Origin of the sequence: Flagellimonas allohymeniacidonis (genome assembly GCF_004296335.1) — a bacterium.
Taxonomy (GTDB): domain Bacteria; phylum Bacteroidota; class Bacteroidia; order Flavobacteriales; family Flavobacteriaceae; genus Flagellimonas; species Flagellimonas allohymeniacidonis.
Genome location: NZ_SGIU01000002.1, coordinates 955,883 through 969,475, shown reverse-complemented (window position 1 = coordinate 969,475; position 13,593 = coordinate 955,883). Strand labels below are relative to the sequence as shown.

General features: G+C 37.7%; 11 protein-coding genes. 9 read left to right on the top strand and 2 right to left on the bottom strand.

Annotated elements, in window-relative coordinates; all coding sequences use genetic code 11:
* Positions 1-16 precede the first annotated feature (16 nt).
* A complete protein-coding gene (locus EW142_RS12800) occupies positions 17-1,129 on the top strand; it encodes a glycosyltransferase (protein ID WP_130614438.1) in 1,113 nt (370 codons plus the stop codon).
* Between the two features lie 404 nt (positions 1,130-1,533).
* Positions 1,534-2,652, top strand: coding sequence for a glycoside hydrolase family 88/105 protein (locus EW142_RS12795; RefSeq protein WP_130614436.1), 1,119 nt, complete (start codon positions 1,534-1,536; stop codon positions 2,650-2,652).
* Between the two features lie 86 nt (positions 2,653-2,738).
* Here EW142_RS12795 and EW142_RS12790 read toward each other — a convergent pair whose 3' ends face one another.
* A complete protein-coding gene (locus tag EW142_RS12790; RefSeq protein ID WP_165395278.1) occupies positions 2,739-3,791 on the bottom strand; it encodes an alginate lyase family protein in 1,053 nt (350 codons plus the stop codon).
* 586 nt (positions 3,792-4,377) lie between these two features.
* On the opposite strand from EW142_RS12790, the gene EW142_RS12785 reads away from it, so the two are divergent.
* The 7 genes from EW142_RS12785 to purD all read left to right on the top strand — a co-directional run bounded on the left by EW142_RS12785 (position 4,378) and on the right by purD (position 13,363).
* Positions 4,378-5,634: an O-antigen ligase family protein gene (locus EW142_RS12785; protein WP_130614433.1), complete on the top strand. Its 1,257-nt coding sequence runs from the start codon at positions 4,378-4,380 to the stop codon at positions 5,632-5,634.
* 590 nt (positions 5,635-6,224) lie between these two features.
* A complete protein-coding gene (locus EW142_RS16735) occupies positions 6,225-6,911 on the top strand; it encodes a glycosyltransferase family 4 protein (protein WP_165395277.1) in 687 nt (228 codons plus the stop codon).
* 226 nt (positions 6,912-7,137) lie between these two features.
* Positions 7,138-8,709: an alginate lyase family protein gene (locus EW142_RS12775; protein WP_130614429.1), complete on the top strand. Its 1,572-nt coding sequence runs from the start codon at positions 7,138-7,140 to the stop codon at positions 8,707-8,709.
* Complete coding sequence (locus EW142_RS12770; protein ID WP_130614427.1) at positions 8,706-9,899, top strand: glycosyltransferase family 4 protein; 1,194 nt, start codon at positions 8,706-8,708, stop codon at positions 9,897-9,899. Before EW142_RS12775 ends, EW142_RS12770 begins: the two co-directional genes overlap by 4 nt.
* A 24-nt stretch (positions 9,900-9,923) precedes the next feature.
* Positions 9,924-11,075, top strand: coding sequence for an MraY family glycosyltransferase (locus EW142_RS12765; RefSeq protein WP_130614425.1), 1,152 nt, complete (start codon positions 9,924-9,926; stop codon positions 11,073-11,075).
* Entirely contained in the window at positions 11,072-12,049 is a 978-nt protein-coding gene (locus EW142_RS12760; RefSeq protein WP_130614423.1) for a UDP-glucuronic acid decarboxylase family protein, read from the top strand. The genes EW142_RS12765 and EW142_RS12760 overlap by 4 nt, the downstream gene beginning before the upstream one ends.
* Before the next feature lie 42 nt (positions 12,050-12,091).
* Positions 12,092-13,363 (top strand): phosphoribosylamine--glycine ligase, encoded by a 1,272-nt coding sequence (purD, locus tag EW142_RS12755; RefSeq protein WP_130614421.1) that lies wholly within the window; start codon positions 12,092-12,094, stop codon positions 13,361-13,363.
* Here purD and EW142_RS12750 read toward each other — a convergent pair.
* Complete coding sequence (locus tag EW142_RS12750; protein WP_130614419.1) at positions 13,358-13,579, bottom strand: DUF6341 family protein; 222 nt, start codon at positions 13,577-13,579, stop codon at positions 13,358-13,360. The two genes, purD and EW142_RS12750, sit on opposite strands and share 6 nt — an antisense overlap.
* Between the last annotated feature and the right edge of the window lie 14 nt (positions 13,580-13,593).

Here is a 13,593-nt window from a genome sequence, read left to right as displayed (position 1 = left end):
ATAGACAATTACTAATATGAAAATCGCCTTTGTAGCAAGAACTAAAGGATTAGAATATGACGATAGAATCAGAAAGGAATGCATAAGTCTTTCAAAAAAACATGATGTTTTCATATTTGTGAATTTTGAAGATAATAGACAAGAAGAAGGGCTGACTTCGTATGGTACGCCTTTTAAATCCTTTAAGCTATCCTCTCGAGAACGTCTGCCCTCGGCGAAGTATCTTTTGATCAAGTCCTTGGAATTTTACTTTCGGGTATATCCTTATCTAAAGCAATACGATCTGGTATGGTCCCATGAGGAATATACTTTTATGTTTCCGTTGTTCGCAAAACCAAACGGATGTATTTGGGATCTTCATGAAATTCCGTTTCGGTTTGAAAGAAAAGGCATGAAACAAGTATTTAACTATATAGAAAAAAAGAGCAGAAAAATTTTGCATGCCAACAACCATCGAATTAAATACTTAACAGAGCAAAGTGTTATCAAGCATCCAAAAAAGCATGACTATTTGAGGAACCTGCCGGACAAACAGTTTCTCGAATCGACAATGAAGGACAGGAATTACAAGGATTTTATTGTATGGCTTGATGGTTCAGATTATGTTTACCTACAGGGACTGTCCATGCCCAGACGTCATCCATACAATACGGTTGAGGCAATACTTAACAGGGCAAACCTGAAAGCCATAGTTGTTGGGAATTTTGACAAACCCACTCTTTTGCGACTAAAGGAAAAGTACGGGAATATGCTAAATAACAGGGTTTACTTTGCTGGACTTGTAAACCAACTTCATATCCCGGCATACTTAAGAAAAGCAAAATTTAGCATCATTTTGTACGATATCAAGACTCCCAATAATAGATATTGTGAGCCCAATCGACTATACCAAGCCATTATTATGAACGTGCCTGTTGTTGTAGGAAAGAATGAACCTATGACGGAAATTGTTGAATCGGGGGAATATGGCATTGCAATGGAGACAGATGGTGACGACCTTGAGGAAATTGACAAATCCATAAGTATACTTTTAGATAATTATCAATACTACCATCAGAACACAAAAGAAGGAGTTAAACGACTTGTTTGGAGCGACTCCTCGATCAAAGAGTCTTGGTATTTCCAATAAGGCACCTTTCCCTGTCCGAGTTTTCTGCAAAATCAAATTATCATTTCTTGCAAATTCCTCCTTTGCTTTTGTAGTGCTGAAAGAAATAAAAAACCAAAACAAAAACCGGGCTGGTATTATGTGGACATGTTCCACTATTGTATAAATGGGAATTACTTGAGGTTGATTTTTTCAATGAATGTCGGAATAAGGCTGTCCTAGCAATTGGAAGCAGAACAGCATCAATATTAGGATAGCTCAAAGACTTGAATTTTCCATAACTGCCTAACATTAGGTGTTCAATCCATGAATCAAAACCACATGGGCAACGGCAATAGCCTGAATAATTATTTGTCTAATCACATTTTGCTATTTTTAAATTAAGTTTGAAAATGGCTATGAGAGTTTTTCCAAGAATTTTAGGCATGAAAATAATAAGGCCCTTAAGTGTTTGTTCCATTCTGCTTTTATTGTCAGGGTTCGGTATGCTGAAAGCCCAGGAAATAAAGCCGATGGAAGTAAAAGAGATAATGGAAAAAGTTGCTAATTGGCAAATTCAACATTTTCAAGATGTGAACAGTAAGGGGTTAAAGAATCATCATCCATTGGCTTGGCCCAATAGTGCTTTATATATAGGTCTCTTAAAATGGGCAAAAATTGCTGATGAAAACAAGTATTTTGAATGGCTTAAGGACGTTGGGGAACGTAACAAATGGAAACTACACAAACGCATGTACCACGCGGATGACCACGCCGTGGCACAGTTATATCTTGAGCTTTATCGGAAGTATGGTTTAAATAAAATGATAAAACCAACGGTTAAACAATTCGATTTTATTTTGTTTCATCCGGCAATGACTTCTTTGAAATGGAGAACTCCATATCACCAAGATCGTTGGAATTGGTGTGATGCCTTATTTATGTCTCCTCCAGTTTGGGCAAAGCTCTACAACATTACAAGCGAGCAGAAATATCTGGATTTTTTGATGAATGAATACACCGCAACTGTAAATTTCCTATTCGACGACAAGGAAAGTTTATTTTATCGCGATGAAAGCTATATGTCTAAGAGAGACAATGGAACGAAAATTTTTTGGTCAAGAGGTAACGGATGGGTTTTTGCGGGCCTTGTTCACATTATGAATGAATTGGATTCTAAGTCCAAAGAATACAAATATTTCTTGAACATTTTTCAGAAAATGGCACATAGGCTGTTGGAACTTCAAACACCAAAGGGCCATTGGGCCATGAGCTTGTTGGGTCAAGAGTTTTACCCGACTCCAGAGACCAGTGGTTCGTCTTTTTATGTTTATGGCTTGACATGGGGAGTAAACAACGAAATATTGGATAGGCAAACCTTTGAACCAGCAATAAAAAAGGGGTGGACAAACTTAGTTGGGCATGTAACAGAGGAAGGCATGCTAGGTTATGTGCAACCCATCGGGGCTGCTCCGGGGAATGCCTGGGCAGACAAGACTGAGGTTTATGGTACTGGTGCGTTTTTATGCGCTGGGGCGGAGGTTTATGAATTATATTCCAAATAAAACCCCTGAGTTTTTGGGTAACAATTTTATTAGCGAGCTGAAAATAATTACTTGAAAAGCAACAGTACTTGGATTACTCCGCACAATTATAGGACAGAGCATTTAGAGGTAACCAAATCAAGAAACCGATCTTTCTGAGAATTTCTTGATAGGGCTATTTCGCAAAACTCCGTATTCTTAAAAGCGCTTGAGGCTTCTCCAAACAAGAGCAACAACTTGCGCTTGGCAGCTTTTATATTCGTTATTTGCTGATAATCCCATTCCTTTTGTTCAGTAACGTAAGGTATTAAGAAAGCATAAGCCTTTTGAACGCTTGCCCCATTCTCCGCTTGATAGTTCCACAGATCCATGTCGTTTTTTTCGGCTAAATGGGCCAGTAGGGTAAAAGCATGTAGATTAAATGTAGAATAATGCAGAGCTTTGGTCCTGATCAATTCTTTGGGTTGGGCACCGTCAGGCCCAATTTGTGTTGCAATGCGATTTGTTTTGACCATCTCCAAGGATAATCTTGCTTCTTCAAACCTTTCCAAGTACAATAGCAACGTGATTTCTTGGACATCATACCAGGTTCCATGATTGTTCTGTGCCTTTTTAGCTTCTATTCCACCTTCACTAGTTTGAAGCCAATGTAGATAGTCGGCAAACCAAATTTTTAGTTCGTCAATTATTTCTTTGTTAATGGCACTTTGGGAATCAAGTATTTCAATGGAAGTTATTACTAGTCGTATCCCGGAAAACTCAATAATTCCAGAGCTTCTCCCCGGGATTCTTCCCGGTACTCCCTGTGCGAAATTAAGGTTCGGATTCATCTTGGTTTCAGAATCTACAAACCACACTCTCAAAAGCTCTTCAGCTTTCTTTGCATATTTTTTTTTCTCAGAAAAAAAATACGCCAATGATAGAACGTATACGTTCTGGAAGAATGTGCTTTTACGGACATTATCTGTATTTCCTCCTTGAGTAATGGGATTTATCTGTCCATCCTTATTTATCCATGGTAAACCATTGGATTTTTCTGGGTCTGGCCACCAATATGGTCCGATAGAAATGTAATCATGCTTGTCTCCACTGGGTGGAATTTGGGTCTTTTGAGTGACTGAAAATGGGCCTTCAGCCAATAATTTGTTTGCTGACCGCAAGAACTTTGCATATAAGGCTTTATGATTTCCAGTTCGCACTTCTTTTTTTAGGTTGTTTAGTTTATTAAGGTCTAACAGGTTCAGATATTGTCTTATCGGGGTGGAAATCTCGCGGCTTAATTCTACGTCGTTTTTTTCTGGGCATCCAGAACTATTGAAAAATAGAAACGCAGTTAAGGCAAGGATAACTTTAAAGAGACGAGTATTTGAAACCAAATTCTGAATTAAATAGTTTATGGTATTCGACAAAGATATGTTTTATGACAAATAGGTAATATAATACCTACTTGGGCTACTAGACTCTGGGATGTATAATTTCCCATTAGTTTAATTAGCAGAAGAAGGCACTCTAATACTAAGTTTTAAGAATATCGTTCAATTTAACGATTGGCCTTTATACCAAACTTATACTACTTTTAGCACAAATTAGTTAAGAAACACTAAGCTAAAAATCAAATGAAGCCATGCATTACAAATAATTGGGTTGAAGATGCTCAACACATTTTATATTCTGGGTTAAAGAAAAAACGAGCGCAATATCCTTTAGGAGTCTCGACAAGTAAAATGGAATTTAGAAATTAGCCTTGTGAAATCGGAAAGACTTCAGCACAAGAGAATATTGGTGCACCTGAATGACATTTTAATGTTGGCATTTGCAGCATTATTACCCCTAAATCTTAAACTTCTGCCCTTACTTTTGGCAGCATTGCTTGGTATTGCCTTGCTTCGAATTCAAAAAGAGACAATATTACAAAACCTTAAACTTTTTATCCCTTATTTTATTGGCTTTGTTCTATTGTTTGTATGGCAAGCTATTTCCTTGATTTGGACTACGGAAGTTTCTTTTGGTGTGGACAAATTGGGACGAAGGGCCTTCTATATCGTCGCCCCGGCCCTTTTTGTTCTTACAAACAGGATTGAATTTATAAAGCCTGTCAAGGCTTACATTGTGAGTAACATTATATTGTGCCTAGCAGGATTTGTACATCTTGTCATTTTCTTTATTACCGAAAAAATGCATTTCATTGAAAGAACCCTTCAAGAAGGGGTAAATAGCGAAACAGCTTCATATTTAATATTCCATGGAAGGAATAATTTTATTTTTTTGGATATCCACAGAACATATTTTTGCTTTTCGCTCATTATCTGCATCTTGGTATTGTTCTTTTCCAAAAAATCATACTTCGGCACACATATAAAATATCTCGCCCTTGGGCTAATTTCATTTGTAATATTTTTACTGCAGGCCAAAATCACAGTGATTATTCTGGTGATTCTGCTTGTCACTATTTTTCTTGTCGAAGTTCGAAAAAAGCCCGTTAAAGTGAAGTTCTGGGCTTCAATAGTATTTGGGTCTGTTCTACTACTGGGGTTTCATGTTTCAAGCCCAAGATTTAACAGAATGATAAACGAGATATCCAATATTTCTGAGAACACCAATGGAAGTTTTATTGAGAGGATAAATTACACCAACACCGCTATTGCTTTGATTAAGGAGGCCCCAATTATTGGACATGGGTTCGGGGATGTTCGGACTGTAATGAAACAAAAGATGGAGCACCTCAACTACGCGGATAAACTTGAACAACCCTCGTACGACCCACACAATGAATTCTTAAAAGCACTTGTTGGCACAGGCTTGATAGGCTTTCTGCTTTTGACTATGGCTCTTATTACGCCCCTATTTTTTTCAATTAAAGAGAAAAATTTGGCAATGGGTATTTTAATAGGGACGATCTCAATTCTTTGTTTGGTGGAACCCTTGTTGAGTAGGCAGATGGGAATGTTCACCAGCCTTTTTTTTATTGGAATCTTTGTCAAATCTGAATTAGTAAATGAATAACTTTCTTTGTTCTTATTTCAAAATGTTTTTAATTCTGATTCTATGAACAGCCTGGTTTGAGATCGGTAACCTCGACATCATAAGCTGTATTGGGGCAAGAATGTCAACAGAACGCTTAAAATCTTCTACAGATAATATTGAAGTTTTTGACCGGCATCTAAATTACAACTGAAAAACTTAGCTTTTTATATGAATACATTATGACAAAAAGGGTACTATTGGTTTCAGAATTGATGCTTCATTACAGGGTATCCTTATACAATTTGTTCCATACATATTTTCGAAGCAACCAAATAGAGCTTCATGTGTTCTCGGACAAGAAATTGGAGGACACCCAAATTCAATTTAATTACTCTCATGGAGAATTTAGATATTCCCAACTGAAAAGGACAACACTGGAACTTAGACCAGATACCGTAATATTTCATTGGAATCCATACAATCTGGCATCGTGGAGTTATTGGTTATGGCTCAAAAATAGAGGGATAAAAATAGTCTATTGGAGCCATGGAGTCAGTATGCAAAATCCAAATAACAAATTAAAACGCATGATTTATGCGTACCTCAGATTTTCGGCGGATAGCATCCTTTTGTACTCAAAAAATGAATTAAAGTATGTTTCTAAAAGAAATCGCCAAAAAACTTTTGTAGCCAACAATACCATTAACTTTTTTGATTTTCCAAAAATAACCGACAGCAAAGAAGAGTTAAGAAAAAAACATAGTTTTAAGTTTACAAAAATAGTTTTGTTCGTTGGAAGAATACAAAAGAGAAAGAGGTTAGATGTAATTATTAATATTTTCAGGGACATTAAAGACATGGATACTGGCTTGATAATTGTAGGGTCAAACATGCCTAAAGCAATTGAAGAGACAATTGAAAGAATGACCAATGTAATTTACCTTGGTCCCATATATGACAAATTGAAAATCAATGAAATTTTTAAATGCTCGGATGTGTTTTGTATTCCAGGAACCAATGGCCTGGGCATTAACCAAGCGATGTATTGGGGTCTTCCAGTATTGACTATGAATGTTCATCATAGCCCGGAAATTGTCTATTTGAAAAATGGAAAAAACGGATATATTGCTGAAGACGAAATAAAGCTAAAGGAAAAAATTGTTGAAATTTTGAATAACCCTGAAGAATTGGCCCTCCTCTCTTCACAGGCAACGAAGACCATACTGGAGGAAGCATCACCCTTAAAAATGTTTCAAGGTTTTATGAGGGCACTACAATTTTTAAAGGCAAAACAAAACAATGACCAAGTAGCATAATTTGGCGTCCATTTGGATTAAATTCGCATCTATGATGGTATTCTGGCAAAAAACATATCACAATAAAAACTTGGCCATATATTTTGTGAAACGAAAATAATTTGAGCATAGATAAAGGGAATTTTCAGCTGCTTTTGTTTTTATGTCTATCGACAGAATTTGAAGAGCGCTATGCTTTCGCTAATTTTTTTAATATAAACTAAACTCCCACTTTGAATGGTTTTTGATGATTAAATTTCTACAAACAGTTCGTTATTTTAAACTAAAACAGGTCTATTACCAATGCTATTATCGTTTAAAAGCTGTTTTAAAAATTGGCAATTATAATTCAGCAAGGGATTTGAATGAACCTTTCCAATCAATAATTTGGGAGGATTTTGTGTTGAGCGAAAACAGCTTATTGAGCACAAATACATTTGAATTTCTTAATATTCGGCATTCATTTAGCGAAAAATTTGACTGGAACTTAAATGACTATGGAAAATTATGGACGTATAACCTGAATTATTTTGATTATTTGAATCAAGAAGAAATCTCATTGAATGATGGCTTATTTCTAATCCAGAAATTTATTGCTGAAAATGATAGCTTAAAAGACGGTAAAGAGCCATACCCAATTTCACTTCGAGGAATCAATTGGATTAAATTCCTGTCAAAGCATTCTATAGTTGATTATGACATCAACAAAGCGCTATTCGGTCATTACCAAATACTTTTTCACAACCTGGAATACCATCTTTTAGGAAATCATCTTTTGGAAAATGGTTTTTCTCTTTTCTTTGGAGCCTATTTTTTTAAAGATGAGGTATTGTACAAAAAGGCCATTAAAATACTGAAGGAGGAGCTCAATGAACAAATTTTAAAGGATGGGGCCCATTTTGAACTTTCTCCAATGTATCATCAGATTGTTTTGTACCGACTGATGGAGTGTATTAATCTTTCTCATCATAACAAATGGAAAGAAGATGGGATAGAACTTTTTTTAAGGCAAAAAGCATCTAAAATGCTCTCTTGGCTTGAAGAGACGACCTTCTCCAATGGAAATATTCCAATGGTTAATGACAGTGCATATGGAATTGCCCCAACATCAAGACAAATATTCGATTATGCCGAAAAACTCAAATTGAATTGGACGAAAGGACAACTTACGGACTCCGGCTATAGAAAGTTTTTTCGTTCTAAGTATGAATTTTTCTTAGACGTTGGGAATGTAGGTCCGGACTATCAACCGGGGCATGCCCATTCGGACACTTTCAACTTTGAAATGTATGTCTCTGGCAGACCTGTAATCGTCGATACTGGCATCTCTACTTACGAGAAAAACAGATTACGTAGACAAGAAAGAGGAACGGTGTCTCACAACACGGTTCAAGTAGGTAATCAAGACCAAACCCAGGTGTGGGGTGGATTTCGAGTTGCAAAACGAGCGAGAATCGTTTCTTTGGAAGAAGGACCAGATTACGTAAAGGCGACACATAATGGATATAGCAATCTTGGCATTGAACACACAAGGAGCTTTACGTTTGAACCTTCACGAGTCATAATTAATGACGAGCTGAACAAGAACACTATGCAAAAACAAAGTGCGTTTTTCCACTTTCATCCTTCGGTTAAGAAAATCGATTTGAATCAAAATCTCGTAGAATTGTGCAATGAAAATATCACCATAAAATTCGACGGAGCCATAGGAATAGAAATAGGCAAATACAATTTCTGTAAAGGGTTTAACCTAAGAGAAAAGTCACTTAAAATAATAGTATCTTTTCAAAGAAACCTTAATGCCCAGATAGAGGTATGAGGCTATTATTCTTGACAGATAATTTTCCGCCAGAATTTAATGCCCCGGCAACACGTACTTTTGAACATTGTAAGCAGTGGGTAAAACAAGGTGCTGATGTCACTGTAATCACCTGTGCGCCCAATTTTCCGGAAGGCAAAGTGTTTATGGGTTATAGGAACAAGTGGCGCCAAACCGAAATAATTGATGGCATAAAGATTATCAGGGTTTGGACCTATATAGCAGCCAACAAAGGGTTCCTAAGGCGAATTATTGATTTTTTAAGCTTTATGGCAATGTCGTTTTGGGCAGGCCTTTTCGTTAAAACTGATTTAATTGTTGCCACCTCTCCTCAATTTTTTACAGCGGTATCCGGACGTTGGTTATCTTTTTGGAAGCGCAAACCCTGGGTGATGGAAGTGCGAGATATTTGGCCCGAATCCATTAGAGCTGTTGGAGCTATGGAGAGAAACGCGGTTATCCGCTTTTTCGAATTTCTTGAACTGCGTATGTACAAAAGTGCATGGAAAATAATCACTGTTACAGACTCTTTTAAAGAGCAATTGGTGAAAGAAAAGGAAATATCAGCAAGCAAAATAGAAGTAGTCAAAAATGGAGTTAATTCTGAAGTGTTTAAACCCATGCCAAAGAACCAGGCAATTTTAAAGGAATTAGGGCTTCAGAATAAACGTATTATAGGCTACATTGGCACACACGGAATGGCGCACAAATTGGATTTTATTTTAGAATGTGCTGCAGAAATAAAAGATGATAGGTTGCATTTTCTTTTGATAGGAACTGGGGCTGAAAAAGCAAATTTGCTTGCCCTATGCAAAAAACTGGCCTTGACCAATGTGACCATGCTGCCACCTGTTGAAAAAGAAAGAGTAAAACAGTATATCTCTATATTGGATGTTGCCTTGGTCAACTTAAGGAAGTCCAATACTTTTAAGTCCGTTTTGCCTTCAAAGATTTTTGAACTTGCCGGGATGCACAAACCTATCTTATTGGGTGTTGAGGGAGAATCAAAAGAACTTATTCAAAAGTATGCCGTAGGATTTTGCTTTGAACCAGAAAACATGATTGATTTCAAGGAAAAACTTAATATGGCCCTCAATTCTGAAATTAAAAAAGAAAGGTTTAATGAAATGACCTCGGATTTCGATAGGTCAAATCTAGCTAGGCAAATGCTGGGGTATTTAAGTGATTGAGTTAAGTTTTTCTACCTTTGGGGAATGAATTTTTTAGAAACAGCTGTTTTAGTTTTCATAGCTTCCTTTTTGTTGGTTTATCTTACTATTCCAAAGATAATAGGCGTTGTTGAGTATAAAAGACTGATGGATGACCCTAACAGCAGGAGTTCGCACAAAAACAAAACACCTACTTTGGGTGGGGTATCGTTTTTCTTCACTTTGGTTTTTGCCTTGTTTTTTATAAAAGATTGGGAAGCATCGAACGAAATAATCTACCTAATTCCTAGCTTGACTATTCTTTTTATTATTGGTCTCAAGGATGACCTGGTGGTCCTATCTCCTGGTTCAAAGCTAGTAGCTCAAACTTTGGCAGTTGCTTTTATTATAGCCAATAATAGTTTTGAGATAGAGTCTCTCAATGGTTTTTTGAATGTCTATGAAATCCCGTACTTTCTTAATCTTATTATCGCAGGATTTTTAATGTTGACCATTATAAATTCGTACAACCTTATTGACGGTATTGACGGATTGGCTTCCATAGTTGGTGTTGTAATAATGATGATTTATACAACAATATTCTATTTGTCAGGAGAATATTTTTTTGCGTTATTGAGTATAACAATGAACGCTTGCCTTATGGCATTTTTTGGGTTTAATATTTCTTCCAACAAAAAAATATTCATGGGTGACACGGGTTCATTGATTGTTGGTTTTATAATCAGCGTATTGACGCTCAAGTTTCTCGCTTTAAAACCTGAATCCTATGAAGGTCTGCCATTCCTTTTGGAAAATGCACCCTTGATTGCCATAAGCATTTTAATTGTTCCTCTTTTTGATACTGCACGGGTATTCGCTCTTAGACTGGCCAACAAAAAATCTCCGTTATCTCCTGACAGGAACCATGTCCATCATGTTTTGATTGATTTTTGGGGACTCTCTCACAAGCAGGCGAGTTTTATTATTGGATGCTTCAATATATTGTTTGTAGTGCTCTTTATCATTTTGGGCAGTAAGGCTAAAAACTTGGGGATGGTGATCATGCTGGTCGCTGTAGTAATTTTCTTGGCCTACATTTTTTTTAAATACAACTACAACTTTACTACCCTAAAACAAAAGATTCTGCTCAGAAGAAAAATGGATAGTCTTAAGGGGAAGATTGAAAAGCCATTGAAAAAAAAAGATAAGAACGATTGAAAAAAACCCTCATCACCGGTGCAGCCGGATTTCTCGGATCTCATCTTTGTGATCGCTTTATAGCTGAAGGGCATCATGTCATTGGCATGGACAACCTTATCACGGGAGACCTCAAGAACATTGAACACCTGTTTCCTTTAGAACGGTTTGAGTTTTACCATCACGACGTTACAAAGTTTGTTCACGTGCCCGGGAAGATGGATTATATTTTACACTTCGCATCCCCGGCAAGTCCAATCGATTATTTAAAAATCCCTATCGATACCTTAAAGGTAGGTTCATTGGGAACGTTAAATTTATTGGGATTGGCCAAGGATCATGGTGCTAGAATCTTGGTCGCCTCTACCTCTGAGGTATACGGTGACCCCCTTGTACACCCCCAGAATGAAGACTATTATGGCAATGTAAGTCCAATTGGGCCCAGAGGAGTTTATGATGAGGCCAAGAGGTTTTTGGAGTCCATTACCATGGCCTATCATAGGCATCATGGACTGGACACACGTATTGTTCGAATTTTCAACACCTATGGTTCCCGAATGCGCTTGAATGATGGGCGCGTCGTACCAGCCTTCATCGGCCAGGCCCTTAGAGGGCAGGATTTAACGGTTTTTGGAGACGGTTCCCAAACACGGTCTTTTACCTATATCGATGATCAAATCGAGGGCATTTACAGGCTCTTGATGAGTGATTATGTTGAACCGGTCAACATTGGTAATCCAGAGGAAACCACTATTCTTGAATTCGCCGAAGAAATTATCAAACTCACAGGAACGGACCAAAAAATTGTCTTCAAACCCCTTCCACAGGACGACCCTCTTCAGCGTCAGCCAGATATTTCCAGGGCCAAAGAAATCTTAGACTGGGAACCCAAAGTAGAGCGAGCAGAGGGGCTTAAAAAAGCCTACAACTATTTCAAATCACTTTCACCCGAACAACTGTGGGAAGCACATCGTGATTTTTCAAATAACAAATAGAGAAATCCCTGTCAAAACGTATTTTAGCCCAAAATTTGAACAATGAACATTCTTGTCCTTGGCTCCGGAGGTCGTGAGCATGCTATTTCCCTCAAAATTTCACAAAGTCCAAAAGTGGGCACATTGTTGGTTGCTCCGGGAAATGCCGGGACCGCCCAAATTGCCAAGAACGTGGCCATTGGAGTAAACGACTTTAATGCCATCAAAAATTTGGTTGTTGATGAGAAAATAGATCTTGTTGTCGTAGGACCAGAAGACCCATTGGTCAATGGAATCCACGATTTTTTTCTTGCTGATGATGATATAAAACATGTATCCGTAATTGGTCCGCAGAAGGCTGCTGCAACTTTGGAGGGCAGTAAGGAGTTTGCAAAGGAATTTATGATGAGACATAAAATCCCAACTGCGGCGTATCAAAGTTTTACTTCACAGGAACTGGATCAAGCCTACGAATTTTTAGAAACACTTTCTCCGCCTTACGTATTGAAAGCGGACGGATTGGCGGCAGGTAAAGGGGTTTTGATTCTTCCCGACCTAGAGGATGCAAAACAGGAGTTGAAATCCATGTTATTGGATGCCAAATTCGGAAAAGCCAGTGAAACGGTCGTCATTGAGGAATTTTTGGATGGCATCGAACTAAGTTGTTTCGTACTAACAGATGGAACCGATTACAAGATACTCCCTACCGCCAAAGATTACAAACGTATAGGTGAAGGTGATACTGGATTAAATACAGGGGGTATGGGGGCCATTTCTCCAGTACCTTTTGTTGATAAGGTATTGATGGAGAAAATTGAACGCAAGATTGTAAAACCAACCGTTGCGGGCCTAAAAACAGATAATTTACCCTACAAAGGTTTCATCTTCATTGGGCTTATCAAGGTAGGAGATGAACCCAAAGTGATTGAGTACAATGTACGTATGGGGGACCCAGAAACTGAAGTCGTCTTTCCTCGAATAAAAACTGATGCCGTTGACCTTTTGTGTGCAGCTGCTGATGGAAACTTGAACGCAGTCAATCTTGAGATTGATGCAAGAGCAGCCACTACGGTAATGGCAGTTTCAGGTGGATATCCAGAAGCTTATGAAAAAGGTAAGGAAATTACGGGAATTGAAAATATAAAAGAAGCCTTGGTTTTTCATGCAGGCACTAAGGAAGACAACGGGAAGGTCTTGACCAATGGAGGAAGGGTCATAGCCATTACCGGCTTTGGAAAGGACTTCAGGGAAGCATTAAAAACTTCCTATGCCAATATCAAGAAATTGGATTTTGAAGGAATATATTACCGAAAGGATTTAGGGTTTGACCTATAGGTAAGAATGAGAGCTGATGCTTTTGTCCTCTTCCCCTCGATCGTTGAAAATCTTAAGTTGTTGCATCCAATAGATCATGGCAACAAAACCGAATACAAAGAACAACCAGTTTACTGTATTCTCGGCCCACCAGTTTTCCATAAACCTAAAAAAATCGTAAGGCGCGAAAAGTACATTTACGAATAAGTCTTCAATGCCATAAAAAAACTTGCTCATCTTGTCTATATTTA

Coding starts and splice junctions, on each gene's coding strand:
- EW142_RS12765 (WP_130614425.1), top strand. CDS start 9,924: ATGAATTTTTTAGAAACAGCTGTTTTAGTTTTCATAGCTTCCTTTTTG.
- EW142_RS12795 (WP_130614436.1), top strand. CDS start 1,534: ATGAAAATAATAAGGCCCTTAAGTGTTTGTTCCATTCTGCTTTTATTG.
- EW142_RS12775 (WP_130614429.1), top strand. CDS start 7,138: ATGATTAAATTTCTACAAACAGTTCGTTATTTTAAACTAAAACAGGTC.
- EW142_RS12770 (WP_130614427.1), top strand. CDS start 8,706: ATGAGGCTATTATTCTTGACAGATAATTTTCCGCCAGAATTTAATGCC.
- EW142_RS12750 (WP_130614419.1), bottom strand. CDS start 13,579: ATGAGCAAGTTTTTTTATGGCATTGAAGACTTATTCGTAAATGTACTT.
- purD (WP_130614421.1), top strand. CDS start 12,092: ATGAACATTCTTGTCCTTGGCTCCGGAGGTCGTGAGCATGCTATTTCC.
- EW142_RS12800 (WP_130614438.1), top strand. CDS start 17: ATGAAAATCGCCTTTGTAGCAAGAACTAAAGGATTAGAATATGACGAT.